Origin of the sequence: Nocardioides hwasunensis (assembly GCF_014779665.1) — a bacterium.
Classification (GTDB): Bacteria; Actinomycetota; Actinomycetes; order Propionibacteriales; family Nocardioidaceae; genus Nocardioides; species Nocardioides hwasunensis.
Window position 1 is genome coordinate 1 of sequence record NZ_JACXYY010000013.1, and the last position, 12021, is coordinate 12021.

Below are 12021 nucleotides of genomic sequence, written 5' to 3' on the forward strand. Positions count from 1 at the left end.
CCCCCCCCCCCCCCACCATCGCGGCCGCTCTTGAGATCCGGGGCGCGGCCTGCCACCCCATACGGCGATGGCGCCACCACGTCGCGCGCGATAGCGGTACTCGGCTATGGCGCCCGCTTCGCAGATAGGTGCGTCCTTTCGCCGCGACTCCTCCTGGATATCCACCTAGATGGGTCGAGCGGCGCGGTACGGCACGCTAGGGCCATGTGGGACAACGTCATGACGCTCGCGGCCGTGGCCCTTGGCTGGGTGCTGTCGCAAGTCACCCAGAGCGGCCAGCGGCGACACGCCTCCCGTGAGTCGCGCTCAAGCGACGAGAGAAAGCGAGTGGTTGGCGCGGTCGCACAGGCTAGGGCAATGACCGGCGTTCTCGAGGCGATTGCTGCTTGGGTGGAGATGGAGGCGCAGGGGAACACACTCGCGCATCCGAAGATCGAGGATCTGGCTGCGGAGTACAACGGAAACCTGCAGGCGTTTGAACACCTTGTCGACGAGGCTGAGGTTCTGGGGCCGGACTGGCTTGTGGCGCCTGCTCGGCGGCTCATCGGCGTTGGTGACGACGTGGTGAAGAGTCAACGTGCCGCCATGCACGAGCTCATCGAGAAGGCAGAGTTTGTCGACAACGCGCGATCCGGACTCGCCGCGATGAGCATCGAGGTCGAGGAGCTGATCGCGGAAGCCAAGACTCAGCTGCGGCAGCCGGACTAGTAGATGCCGCAGCCGGGGTTAGCGGCCGGCGTGCACCGGCGTCAACCGGTGCTCCCGGTCCACCAATCAATCCGAAATGGCCAGACAAACTCTGACCTCAGTTGAGGGAGTTGCGTCTTACCGCCGCGTGCCGGGGACATGCGGATGTAGCCGCGATGAGCTCGCTGATCCGCCCGTGGCCGTGGACCGTAGTTAGGGTCGATACATGGCGAGCGTCTCCATCGTGAACGACGGAAAGGCTTCGCTCTGTGTACTCGTTGAGCCGCTTGGCGAGGACTTCTGGATTCAGCCCGAACAGACCCTGACCTTCACGATCCCCGACGAGGAGCCCACGGTTTCCTGGTACGAGGACGGTGCGTCCGTGTGGATCAACGACGGAGACCCATCCGACGTAGTTGTCATCACCGAAGCGGGCATGGTTGTCACATCTGGTTTCCAGAGGCCCCCAGGTGCGTTCGAACCGGCCACCTGACGGTCATTGGAACGGCCGGACATGCCGCCGCCTGTCGGCGCGTGATGGCAAGCGCCCGGGAAGACGATCCGCGACGCGTGAGGATCTACCTCGGCGCGCGCACCCGGATCACGGCGGTCTCGGTGATCCGCTTCGGGAGGTCTGCATCTCGATAGCTGACCCGCACCCACCTCTTGCCCGGCCTGTTGAACGCTCGAAGGCGTACGACTGCTCGGCCGTCGCGGAGCGTGGTGCGGTACGTCCGTCCTCCCACGCGGACCCGGACGCGACCGTCGGTGTCGACTCGTCGACCGTCGGCTGTCCGGAGCGTGATCCTGACTCGAGCGCGGGTCTGCTTCGTCAGCACCGGGCGCGGCTTGACCCGGACGCGGAGGGACAGCTGGGGTGCTTCCGGCCCGACGACGGGCCCGGGCGTGGGGGTCGTTGGGGTGGGCACCGTCGGCGTGGGGGCCGTCACGGGAGCCTCGACGACCCTCACCGGGGTGACCGCTGACGCGCTCGGCGCGACGAGGTCGTCGCCGTCGTAGGCGACGCGGAGCTGGTGGGTCCCCACGGCGAGCTCGCCGCCGGTGAGGCTGAAGGTGGCAGAGCCGTCGATCACGTCGGCGTGGCCGACGACGGCGTTCCCGTCCAGCAGGCGCGCGGGCCCGCGCGGGGCCAGCGGGGCGTCCACGGTGACCGACACCGTCGAGGCGCTGCCGAAGGTCACCTGGGTGGGGATCGCGGCCGTGGTGGTGGAGGTCAGTTGCGGCAGGTCGGCGCCGACCAGCGTGCGGCTGGGCTCGGCGACGAGGGCGAGCTGCTGCTCCCCGGCCAGGTCCGCCGGGACAGTGAGGCTCACATCGGCCTTGCCGAGCGAGACCGGGAAGGTGCCGAGCTGGCGGTAGCCGTCGCCGTCCACGGCGAAGGCCAGGACCGAGGCGTTGGCCGGGCTTCCCTGCGAGGTGAGGTCGAGGCGCGACAGGCTGACGTCGACCCGGTCGCCGGCGACGACCGTCTCGGGGAGGGTCCCCGAGACGTCGACCTGGTGCCGGGCGAAGTCGGGGCTGACCGGCGAGCTCGTCTTCAGCTGGTCGGTGAACAGGTCCAGGTCGAGCAGCCCGATATCGGTCGAGCGGCCCCCGGCGAAGGCGGAGAAGCCGTCGCCACCGGCAGCCAGGAAGTTGAGCGTGGAGACGGTGTAGGTCGCGGTGGGGTCGACGGGCGCGCCGTCGATGCGGATCGACGTGACGCGATCGCCCGCCGGACGGCTCGGGTCGGCGGTCACCCGGACGTTGTCCGAGAGGCCGAGCCTCAGCGTGGTGGTGCGGTTGGCGGTGGGCCACTGCTGCTCGAGGACCGCGTCGAGCTGGGCTCCGGTGAGGTCGACCAGGCTGATCGTGTTGGCGAACGGGAGGACCGCCGCCGCCTCGGCCAGGGTGATGACGCCATCCGTGTTCGCCGAGTAGGTCGAGGTGTTGCCGGCGACCGGCAGCTCGGCCCGCAGCCCACCGGGGTTGACGACGGCGAGGTCGGCCGTCCTGCCCGTCACGCCGGCCCGCATGGACTCGGCAACGAGGTTCCCGAGGGTCGACTCCGAGGCGCGGTCGTCGCGAGTGCCGCCGGTGTAGGTGCCACCCGGACCGGTGTAGCTGCCACCGGTGAAGGCGGTCGTGATGTCGCCCGTCTGCGTGCCCACGGCGACGTTCCCGACCTCGACGGACCGGGCGATCGCCGCGTCGACGATGGACTTGACCTGGGCGACCCTCGGGAGGCTCAGGTTCTCGCTCGCGACCCGCGCGACGTTCGACTTGGCGTACGCCGTGACCGCACCCGTGGTGGTGTCGACGGTGAGCTCGACCCGGCCGATGTTGGCGCCGTAGGAGCCGGTCTGCACGATCGGGCGGGTCCTCGCGGAGCCCGGCACCGGTCCGTCGCACGCGTAGGTCGAGTGCGTGTGACCGGTGAAGATCACGTCGACCGACGCGGCCGTGTCGGTCGCGATGTCGCCGAACACGGTGTCGGCGGCGATGGCGGTGTCGCAGGCGGCCTGGGTGGCCAGGTTGGTGTCCGCGCCCTCGTGGTACTCGGCGACGATCACGTCGGCCTCGCCGTTGGTGGCGTCGCCGTCGCTCAGCCGGCCGGCGACCCGGTTCACCGCGTCGACCGGATCGCCGAAGTCGAGGCTGGCGATGCCTGCGGGGGAGACCGCCTCGGTCGTCTCCTGGGTGACCACGCCGATCACGCCGACCGTGACGCCGCCGACCTGGTAGGTGGCGTACTCCGGGAGGGCCGGGTTCGTGGTGCCCTTGTCGTAGACGTTGGCGCCGAGGTAGTCGAAGTCGGCACGGTCGTCGACCCGGCCGGTCAGGTCGTCCGCACCCTTGTCGAGCTCGTGGTTGCCGACAGCGGAGCCCCGCAGGCCCAGTGCATTGAGGACGTCGATCGTCGGAGCGTCCTGCTGGATGCTCGAGGCGAAGAGGGAGGCGCCGATGTTGTCCCCGGCGGAGAGGAGCAGCGTGCGGGGGTTCGCCGCCCGCAGGTTCTCCACCGTGGTGGCGAACTTCGTCGTGTTGGCGTCGATGCGGCCGTGGAAGTCGTTGATGTTGAGCAGCTGGATCGTGACCGGTGCGGCGTACGCCGACGGCGCGGCTGCGACGACCAGACCGGCCGCGGAGACCCCGAGGGCCGTCGCGGAGGAGATGGCGCGCACGGCGTGCCGGGAGGCGGAGGGCGAGGGCACGAAGGCGGCCTTTCGAGAGGGTGCTGAGGTCGGCCCGATCACCCTAGGCGGGATCGTCCGCGTCCGATGGCGTCTTGGCCACATCGTCGTCGCGCACCCACCCCTGCTCGCACCACCGTCGTACGGCGTCCGAGACCTCGCCTCGACGCGTGCGGGTGAGATCGCGTGCCCGGTACGGCGACACCTCGCCGTAGGGCGGGTTGCTGACGATCGGGGCGCTGAAGTGGATGTCGTGGCTGAGGGTGTCGAGGTAGTCCCGGCCCTCCTGCGTCCACCGGTCGCGCTCCGCGTCGCTCAGCTCGATCAGCACCGAGTAGCCGATCGCGCCGTGGTTGCAGTTCACGTCCAGGAGAAGGGCATCGCCGTCGGCCAGCAGGTACCAGGCAGCTGGGGCGTGGTTGAGCACTTCCATCACAGCCCCAGCCTATGGCGCCGTGGACACCATGACTGACTCCTTGACGCCGGCCCGTCAGACCGACAACCTGCCGACACGCCGGGTGACGCGCCCACCCTTGTTCTCGAGGAACACGATCTCGCCGAACTCGACGGTCGACCACCCGGTCTCGTCGTCGGTCAGGGGCTCGGAGGCGAACATGGCGACCGTGGCCTCGTCCTCGTCGCACGCCTCGAAGTCGTAGTCCTGCGCCTCGTCCGGGACGTGGCGCCCCATCAGCATGTACATCGGCTCGAGGAGCATCGAGAGGGCGTAGTCGTCGGTCCCCGGACCGGACTCGCGAAGCTTCTTCCAGTCACCGGCCGGATCGGTCTCGCCGTGGTGCCCGAGGCCGACGTTGAACCCGATGATCCGGTTCGGCGACACCAGGGCCATCTTCATCTTGGCCAGGGCGGGCAGGTCGAGGTCCGCCATCGCCTGGGCGACGAGACCGACCATCGTCTCGACCGCACGCTGGACGTGCTCGTCGCTGTCACCCTCGAGCAGGGACAGCAGGAGCACGTAGAGGAACTCCGTGTCGGTCGTCCCCCGCATCTGCTGGAGGTACCTGTCCTCGCAGTGCTGCAGCAGCTCCCGCTGCAGGAGCATCCAGCCGGGCAGGTCGCCGTTCTGGGCGAGGATCCAGGGTGTCTCGTCGAAGGAGAACGGGTGACAGTTCTCGTCGACGATGACGGCCTGGGAGTCGTACGCCGCTGCACGCACGTGGCCGAGCATCGTGCTCACCTGCAGGCTCGGGATGATGCGGGTGGCGTTGTCGTCATAGAAGGCAGCCATGGGCCGGCGGTAGAGGAAAGGGTCCTCCGGCTTGAGCAGGTGCTCGCCCCAGGCGCCGAAACCCCAGCCGGCCAGGTGCAGGTCCGGGTAGTGCTCGGGGTCGAGGGCCTGGTTGACCAGGCTGTTCGACGGCGTGAGCAGCAGGTCCTCGAGCGGGATCTCGGGTCCGATGTAGGCAAGGACGCGGCACATCAGACGAACGCGCTCTCGCCGGTGATGGCCCGACCGACGATCAGGGTGTTGATCTCGCGGGTGCCCTCGTAGGAGTAGATCGCCTCCGCGTCGGCGACGAAGCGACCCACGTGGTGCTCGAGCAGGATGCCGTTGCCGCCGAGGACCTCGCGCGCCCAGCCGACGGCCTCGCGCATCCTGACGGTCGCGTGCACCTTGCACAGCGAGGCGTGCTCGTCGCGGAGCAGGCCGGCGTCCTGCAGCTGTGAGGCCCGGACGTTCATGGCCGTGGAGGCGGTGACGTTGCCGAGCATCTTCACGAGCAGGTCCTGCACCAGCTGGAACGACGCGATCGGCCGGCCGAACTGCTCGCGGGCCTTGGTGTAGCGCAGGGCGTGCTCGAAGGCGCCGCGCGCACACCCGGCCGCCTGCCAGGCCACTCCCATCCGGGTCACCCGCAGCACGTCGGCCGTCGAGCGGAAGCTCTCGGCCCTTTGCAGCCGGTTGGCCTCCGGGACGCGGACGTCGTGGAGGTGGATCTCGGCGTTCTGCACGACGCGCAGGGCGATCTTGTCCTCCTGCTTGTCGAAGGTCATGCCCTCGGTGTCCTTCTCGACGACGAACCCCTTGACCTGCCCGTCAGCCTCGTCCCGCGCCCAGATCACGACGAGGTCAGCGAAGGCGGCGTTGCCGATCCACTTCTTCTCGCCGTTGAGGATCCAGTCGTCGCCGTCGCGCCGGGCGCTCGTGGCGAGGCCGGCGGAGATCGCCGAGCCGACGTCGGGCTCGGTGAGCCCGAACGCGCCGATCAGCTCCATCCGGGCCATGGCCGGCAGCCAGCGCTCGCGCTGCTCGTCGGAGCCGCACAGGTTGATCGACCCCATCGCCAGGCCACCGTGCACGCCCATGAAGGTCGCGATCGACGGGTCGATCCGACCGAGCTCCATGGCGACCATGCCGTCGACCAGCGCGCCGCGGTTCGGGCAGCCGGGTCCGTCGTAGGCCAGGCCCGCGATCCCGAGCTCCGCGAGGCCCTCGACCAGCTGGTGCGGGAACTCTGCGCGGGTCCAGTAGTCGTTGATGACCGGCTCGATCTCGCGCGTCGTGAACGCACGCACCCGGCTGAGCAGCTCGCGGTCCTCCTCGTCGAGCAGCAGCTCGAAGCCGAGGAAGTCGGAGAAGGGTGAGTCGGTGAGTCCGACGTCGTCGAGCGTGCTCATCAGGGGATCTCCTCGTCGTGGCTGACCGCCACGGTAGACGCGCGGCTGAAAGCACAGACTCGCAGCGGTTTCGGAGAAGCAGTGCCGCGGCGGCGCAACTAGCGTTGGCGGCACACCGAGCAAGGAGATCACGATGAGCTACCAGGCCTACCTCGACGCGATCGAGAAGAAGACCGGCAGGACGCCACAGGAGCTGTTGGACGAGGCCGCGGAGCGAGGGTTCACCCCGCAGACCAAAGCGGGCGACTTCGCGGCCTGGCTCAAGGACGACTACGACGTGGGCCGGGGCCACGCGCAGGCACTCTTCGGCGTGCTCAGGAACGGGTCGACGATCAGCGACAAGCACGTCGGCACCGGCACCACCCACTCCGACGCCTCCACCGAGCTGCGGTTGGACGGCATCGACCGCCGCTGACGGGCACGGCTGTGACGTCGGCGCCCACGTCCGGCCCCTGGGCTGGGGCGCGGTTTGAGTCAACGGCGCGAGTCCGCAATGGTGGAGGCGACACATTCGCCATACAGGAGGAGAGCCCATGCTTGCTCTCACCGAGAACGTGACCGAGATCGTGAAGAAGCTCGCCGAGGAGGTCCCGGCCATCAACGGCCTCCGGATCGCGGCCGAGCCCGACGGGCAGTCGCTGTCCGTCAGCCCCGCCGACCAGGCCGCCTCGGGCGACCAGGTCCTCGAGCAGGACGGCGCCACCGTCTACGTCGACGAGACCGCGTCGGTGATGCTGGCCGACAAGATCCTGGACGGCGGCGTGGACGCGGAAGGCAACATCCAGTTCGCGCTGGGCGACCAGGCCTGAGCTGAGCAACAGTGGAGCCCCGGACCCTTGTGGGTCCGGGGCTCCTTGGTTTCGACACGGTCGCTGCGCGACCTGCTCAACCGGCGGAGAGACTGCGCGACCTGCTCAACCGGCGCGTGTGACCTGGCGGTCGGGGCTGAGCGGTCTCGTGACGGTCGCTAGCGCGACCTCCTCGACCAGCGTTGACTACGCCCGCGGCCGATCCGCTTGGTAGAGCCAGGACTCGGATCCCTCGCGGGCGAGAGCCCGGCCGACGAGGATGACTGCCGCCTGCTTGAGCTCGGCGGCCTCGACCTGGTCGGCGATGTCGGCGAGCGTTCCCGTCAACACGAGCTCGTCGGGCTGGGAGGCCCGGTAGACGACCGCTGCGGGGCAGTCGGCGCCGTACTCGTCCACCAGGGACGCCGCGAGCTCGCGGGTCTTCGTGATGGCGAGGTGCAGCACCAGCGTGGCGCGGGTCGTGGCGAAGGCGGCCAGCGACTCGGTCTCCGGCATCGCGGTGGAGCGGGCCTGGGTGCGGGTCAGCACGACCGACTGCGTCACGAGCGGGACGGTGAGCTCGCGGCCGACGGCGGCGGCAGCAGCGGCGTACGCGGGAACTCCCGGGCACACGTCCCACGGGACTCCGGCCGCGTCGAGGCGGGCGGTCTGCTCGGCGAGGGCGGAGTAGAGCGAGGGGTCGCCGGAGGTGAGGCGGACGACCTCCTTCCCCTCCGCGGAGGCGGACACCATGACCTCGGTGATCCGGTCGAGGTCGAGCTTCTGGGTGTCGACCTGAAGCGCGTCGGGGCAGTGGGAGAGGACCTCGGCGTCGAGGTAGGTCCCCGGGAAGAGCACGACGTCGGCGGCCGCGAGCAGCGACGCGGCGCGCAGGGTGATCAGGTCGGCGGCGCCGGGGCCGGCTCCGACGAAGTGGACGGTCACTCGCCCTCCACGAAGCGAGGCGTCCAGACCTGACCGGCCGCGGTCACGGTGGTCGACGAGGCGCCGATGATCAGCAGGCACAACATGTCGATCGAGTCCGCCTCGAGCTCGGCGAGGGTGGTCACGGTCAGCGACTCCTCGGCACGCCCGACGTCGCGGCCGACGACGACGACCGTGTCGGGGCTGCGGTGCTCGAGGAAGAGCTTCTGCAGGTCGGCGACCTGGGTCGTGCGGCTGCGCGAGGCGGGGTTGTAGACCGCGAGCACCAGGTCGGCCTCGGCGATCGCGCGCAGGCGCTTCTCGATCACCGGCCACGGCTTGAGCCGGTCGCTCAGCGACAGGACCGCGAAGTCCGCGCCGACGGGTGCGCCGGCCTTCGCCGCGACGGCCTGGACGGCGCTGACGCCGGGAAGGACCTCGATGGGTACGTCGACGAAGTCTGCGGCTGCCTCGAACACGGCGCTCGCCATCCCGAAGACGCCCGCGTCCCCGCCGGACACGACAGCCACCTTCTCGCCGCTCTGCGCGAGGGTCAGGGCGTGGCGGGCGCGGTCGACCTCGACGGTGTTGCCGGAGGCGTGGCGGGTGAGGCCCTCGCGCTGGGGGACGCGGTTGACGTAGGGCGCGTAGCCGATGACGTGGTCGACGTCGGCGAGGGCCGCCTTGGCTTCGGGGGTGAGCCACTTGTCCGGGCCGGGGCCGAGGCCGATGACCTTGAGCGGCCTTGGTTTCGACACGCTCGTTCCTCGCTGCTCAACCAGCGGCTCCTCGGCACGCTCCTCGACCGACGCAGGCGTCCTTCGTCCGTGCGGATCCGACGACTTGGAGTCGCCGGGGACGACGATCAGGCTGAAGTAGGGGACGGAGGTGGGGTCGACGTCGACCACGGGCATCCAGCGCTCGGCGGGCATCGAGGCGCGCTCGACGTACAGCGCGTGCTCGAGGCGGCCGGCCTGGCGCAGGGCCTCGACGACACGGGGGAAGGTGCGGCCGAGCTTCATGATGATCGCGCCGTCGGTGTCGGCGAGGCGGCGGGCGAGCTCGGGGACGCCGAGGGTGCCGGGAAGCACGGTGAGCACGTCGGTCTGACGCACGAGCGGCGAGGCGAGGACCGCGGTGGCGGCGGCGAACGCGGGCACGCCGGGGACGACCTCGGTCTCGAAGCGGGGGGAGAGGCGATCGTGGAGATACATGAAGGAGCCGTAGAACAGCGGGTCGCCCTCGGCCAGCACGACGACGGTGCGCCCGGCCTCGAGGTGCGCGCCGAGCCGGGCAGAGCAGGACTCGTAGAACTCGGCCATCGCGCCGGCGTACCCACCGGGGTGCGCGGTCCCACCGGTCGTGACGGGGTAGCGCAGCTCCTCCTCGATCGCGGAGGTGGGGATCAGCGAGGCGGCGATCGTGCGGGCGTTGGAGGTCTTGCCGACGCCGGCGTGGAAGGCGATCACGTCGGCCGACTCGATGAGCCGCGCGGCCTTCAGCGTGATCAGCTCGGGGTCGCCGGGGCCGAGCCCGACGCCGTAGAGCCGGCCACTCACTCCTTCTCCTGAGCCAGCGCGTTGAGGGCGGAGGCGGTCATCGCCGAGCCGCCGCGGCGGCCACGGATGGTGAGGAACGGGATGCCGAGGCCTTCGTGGACGGTCTCCTCCAGCGCCTGCTTGGACTCGGCCGCGCCGATGAAGCCGACCGGGCAGCCGACGATCGCGGCCGGTCGCGGGGCGCCGTCGAGCAGCATCTCGAGGAGGTGGAAGAGCGCGGTGGGGGCGTTGCCGATCGCGATGACCGCGCCGTCGAAGCGGTCCTCGAGCAGCGACAGCGCGGCGGCGGAGCGGGTGGTGCCCATCGACTTCGCGAGCGCCGGGACCTGGGGGTCGCGGAGCGCGCAGAGCACCTCGTTGTCCTTCGGCAGGCGGGCGCGGGTGACGCCGCTGGCGACCATGTGCGCGTCGGTGATGATCGGCGCGCCGAGCTGCAGTGCCGTACGCGCGGTGGAAACGAGGTCGTCGTGGATCACGAGGTCGTGGGCGAGGTCGATCTGTCCGGTGCCGTGGACCATGCGCACGGCGACCCGCTCGGCGTCGGCGGGCAGGTGGTCGAAGCCCGTCTCGCGACGGATCGTCGCGAACGAGTCGACGTAGATCGCGGCGCCGTCGTCGATGTAGTCGAAGCGCTTGGGCGGGCGCTTGATCTCGCTCATGGTGGTCAGGCTCATCACTGCTCCTCGGGGTTCTCGCCCCAGGTCGGCGGACGTCGTGCGGGCAGTGTCTGGCTCGTCCTCTCGGCTCGGGACCTCGGGGACTGACAGTGGCGGAACCGCCCCGGAGTCGCACCGGGTTCCTGCGTCGCGTGACGGGGGCAGCCTAGGGCCTCCGGGCCGGGGAGTGGTGGAGAGGCTCATGCCACCCGCCTGCCGACCGCCACGGCCGCGCAGTCGATACGGTGCGATGGCCATGGACCCCGCCGACCGCCGCGTGAAGCAGATCGAGAGCAACCTGCTCTTCCGCAGTGTCGTGCCGCTCGTCGCCTCGGGCCTGGGCGCTGCGGGGCTGTACGCCTACCTCGCCGCGTCCAGCGGGCTCGCCGTCTTCTGGCTCGGCGTCCCGCTCGGGCTCATGGGGAGCGCCTGCGCCGTGGTCGGCTATCGCGGGAGGCTCCGCGAGATCCGCAGCCCCGACCCGTCGACCGGTCGGCACTACCCGTGGTTGTTCCTGGGGTGGGCGTTCGTGATGGCCGGGCTGTTGATCCCGCCGTACGCGCTGGCCTGATCTGCGAACTGCCTTCCGTGGTGTCGCGACCTGGGTGGCCGGGGTTTCGACACGCTCGCTGGCGCTCGCTGCTCAACCGGCGGCGGGTGGAGGCGGCCTCGCTGCTCAACCGGCGGTCGTGATGAGGGACTTCCAGGGGGTCACGACGAGCGCGTGGGGGAGGTCGTTCACACGTTCTCGATCAACCACGCCACCCCGGACCTCGACGTGCACGACACCGTGCGCCACCTCGCCGAAGGCGGGCGGTGGGGAGGAGACCAGGGCGCGGGGGTCGGGGTCCTGCGAGGGGAGCTGGACCGGGAGCTCGTCGACGTGCCACGCCGCCTCGTCACCGGTGCCGCGGACCTGCTGGAACGCGCGGGCGAGGCCGTTGAGGCGTGCGGCCGCCTCGGCGAGGGGGACGACGGGGCCCCAGGAGGCCGACCCGACGCGGAGCTGGACCTCGTCGGCGGCGAGGGCGACCAGACCGAGGTCGGTCGAGCGGCCGGCGAGGTCGCCGCGGCCGTCGTCGAGGACGAACAGGAACCGGCCCGGCAGCTTCGCGAGCGACGGGGTGGCGCACATCCGCTCGTCGAGCTCGGCGACGACCGGGCGCAGGTCGGCGCGGCCGCCGTGGATGCCGGTCAGCGGCGAGGCCATCACGTTGCGGACGAGCTCGTGCTCGGGGTGTGGGAGCAGGCCGGTGCCGCGGATCGCCTCGACGACCTCGCCCGGCAGAACGCCACCGGAGGAGGGCAGCGCGCGCAGCTGGAGGTTGGCCCGCTTGGTCAGGTGGACCTGCCCGTCGCCGTACGTCTCGGCGACGTCGAGCAGCGTCAGCAGCGTCGTACGACTCAGGTGGCCGCCGGGCAGTCGCAACCGGACGAGCGCTCCGTCGTCGGCCGGCCACGGGCGGAAGACGCCCGGGCAGAGGTCGCCCCGGGTGCGATCGGTCATGCGGGCGATCTTGGCACGGCCTGGGTTTCGACACGCTCGCTGGCGCTCGCTGCTCAACCGGCGGGG

General features: G+C 70.6%; 13 protein-coding genes and 1 riboswitch. Of the genes, 5 read left to right on the forward strand and 8 right to left on the reverse strand.

Features of this window, described 5'->3' with window-relative positions; genetic code table 11:
• Positions 1-204: 204 nt before the first annotated feature.
• Together IEZ25_RS21100 and IEZ25_RS21105 are read left to right on the forward strand one after the other, a co-directional pair.
• Positions 205-708 carry a hypothetical protein gene (locus IEZ25_RS21100; RefSeq protein ID WP_191201460.1) on the forward strand — a complete coding sequence of 168 codons (504 nt, stop codon included), beginning with the start codon at positions 205-207 and terminating at the stop codon, positions 706-708.
• A gap of 205 nt (positions 709-913) precedes the next feature.
• Complete coding sequence (locus tag IEZ25_RS21105; RefSeq protein ID WP_191201461.1) at positions 914-1180, forward strand: hypothetical protein; 267 nt, start codon at positions 914-916, stop codon at positions 1178-1180.
• A gap of 85 nt (positions 1181-1265) precedes the next feature.
• Here the strand turns inward: IEZ25_RS21105 and IEZ25_RS21110 are convergent, their stop codons facing one another.
• The 4 genes from IEZ25_RS21110 to IEZ25_RS21125 are packed head-to-tail and all read right to left on the reverse strand — an operon-like array spanning position 1266 to position 6521.
• Positions 1266-3902 (reverse strand): 5'-nucleotidase C-terminal domain-containing protein, encoded by a 2637-nt coding sequence (locus IEZ25_RS21110; protein WP_191201462.1) that lies wholly within the window; start codon positions 3900-3902, stop codon positions 1266-1268.
• A 43-nt stretch (positions 3903-3945) separates the two neighbouring features.
• Positions 3946-4317, reverse strand: a complete 372-nt coding sequence (locus tag IEZ25_RS21115) for a hypothetical protein (RefSeq protein WP_191201463.1) — start codon at positions 4315-4317, stop codon at positions 3946-3948.
• Between the two features lie 54 nt (positions 4318-4371).
• Complete coding sequence (locus IEZ25_RS21120; RefSeq protein ID WP_191201464.1) at positions 4372-5322, reverse strand: class II glutamine amidotransferase; 951 nt, start codon at positions 5320-5322, stop codon at positions 4372-4374.
• Positions 5322-6521, reverse strand: a complete 1200-nt coding sequence (locus tag IEZ25_RS21125; protein WP_191201465.1) for an acyl-CoA dehydrogenase family protein — start codon at positions 6519-6521, stop codon at positions 5322-5324. Before IEZ25_RS21125 ends, IEZ25_RS21120 begins: the two co-directional genes overlap by 1 nt.
• A 133-nt stretch (positions 6522-6654) precedes the next feature.
• On the opposite strand from IEZ25_RS21125, the gene IEZ25_RS21130 reads away from it, so the two are divergent.
• Positions 6655-6936 (forward strand): DUF4287 domain-containing protein, encoded by a 282-nt coding sequence (locus tag IEZ25_RS21130; RefSeq protein ID WP_191201466.1) that lies wholly within the window; start codon positions 6655-6657, stop codon positions 6934-6936.
• 118 nt (positions 6937-7054) lie between these two features.
• Positions 7055-7330 carry an iron-sulfur cluster assembly accessory protein gene (locus tag IEZ25_RS21135; RefSeq protein ID WP_191201467.1) on the forward strand — a complete coding sequence of 92 codons (276 nt, stop codon included), beginning with the start codon at positions 7055-7057 and terminating at the stop codon, positions 7328-7330.
• A 186-nt stretch (positions 7331-7516) separates the two neighbouring features.
• Here the strand turns inward: IEZ25_RS21135 and IEZ25_RS21140 are convergent, their stop codons facing one another.
• The 3 genes from IEZ25_RS21140 to IEZ25_RS21150 are packed head-to-tail and all read right to left on the reverse strand — an operon-like array spanning position 7517 to position 10466.
• Complete coding sequence (locus IEZ25_RS21140; protein ID WP_318152383.1) at positions 7517-8254, reverse strand: cobalt-precorrin-4/precorrin-4 C(11)-methyltransferase; 738 nt, start codon at positions 8252-8254, stop codon at positions 7517-7519.
• On the reverse strand, positions 8251-9792 hold the full coding sequence (locus tag IEZ25_RS21145; RefSeq protein WP_191201468.1) for a precorrin-2 C(20)-methyltransferase: 1542 nt from the start codon (positions 9790-9792) through the stop codon (positions 8251-8253). Before IEZ25_RS21145 ends, IEZ25_RS21140 begins: the two co-directional genes overlap by 4 nt.
• Positions 9789-10466, reverse strand: a complete 678-nt coding sequence (locus tag IEZ25_RS21150; protein ID WP_224749453.1) for a precorrin-8X methylmutase — start codon at positions 10464-10466, stop codon at positions 9789-9791. The genes IEZ25_RS21145 and IEZ25_RS21150 overlap by 4 nt, the downstream gene beginning before the upstream one ends.
• 47 nt (positions 10467-10513) lie before the next feature.
• Positions 10514-10594: riboswitch (cobalamin riboswitch) on the reverse strand.
• Positions 10595-10704: 110 nt separating this feature from the next.
• Here IEZ25_RS21150 and IEZ25_RS21155 point away from each other — a divergent pair.
• Positions 10705-11019: a hypothetical protein gene (locus IEZ25_RS21155; protein ID WP_191201469.1), complete on the forward strand. Its 315-nt coding sequence runs from the start codon at positions 10705-10707 to the stop codon at positions 11017-11019.
• 105 nt (positions 11020-11124) lie between these two features.
• Here IEZ25_RS21155 and IEZ25_RS21160 read toward each other — a convergent pair whose 3' ends face one another.
• On the reverse strand, positions 11125-11955 hold the full coding sequence (locus IEZ25_RS21160) for a nitrite reductase (RefSeq protein ID WP_191201470.1): 831 nt from the start codon (positions 11953-11955) through the stop codon (positions 11125-11127).
• Positions 11956-12021: the final 66 nt, after the last annotated feature.

What these genes read in the sequence shown, in the direction of transcription:
- IEZ25_RS21100 (WP_191201460.1), top strand. Translation starts at nt 205, where the DNA reads ATGTGGGACAACGTCATGACGCTCGCGGCCGTGGCCCTTGGCTGGGTG.
- IEZ25_RS21105 (WP_191201461.1), top strand. Translation starts at nt 914, where the DNA reads ATGGCGAGCGTCTCCATCGTGAACGACGGAAAGGCTTCGCTCTGTGTA.
- IEZ25_RS21120 (WP_191201464.1), bottom strand. Translation starts at nt 5,322, where the DNA reads ATGTGCCGCGTCCTTGCCTACATCGGACCCGAGATCCCGCTCGAGGAC.
- IEZ25_RS21125 (WP_191201465.1), bottom strand. Translation starts at nt 6,521, where the DNA reads ATGAGCACGCTCGACGACGTCGGACTCACCGACTCACCCTTCTCCGAC.
- IEZ25_RS21130 (WP_191201466.1), top strand. Translation starts at nt 6,655, where the DNA reads ATGAGCTACCAGGCCTACCTCGACGCGATCGAGAAGAAGACCGGCAGG.
- IEZ25_RS21135 (WP_191201467.1), top strand. Translation starts at nt 7,055, where the DNA reads ATGCTTGCTCTCACCGAGAACGTGACCGAGATCGTGAAGAAGCTCGCC.
- IEZ25_RS21150 (WP_224749453.1), bottom strand. Translation starts at nt 10,466, where the DNA reads ATGAGCCTGACCACCATGAGCGAGATCAAGCGCCCGCCCAAGCGCTTC.
- IEZ25_RS21155 (WP_191201469.1), top strand. Translation starts at nt 10,705, where the DNA reads ATGGACCCCGCCGACCGCCGCGTGAAGCAGATCGAGAGCAACCTGCTC.
- IEZ25_RS21160 (WP_191201470.1), bottom strand. Translation starts at nt 11,955, where the DNA reads ATGACCGATCGCACCCGGGGCGACCTCTGCCCGGGCGTCTTCCGCCCG.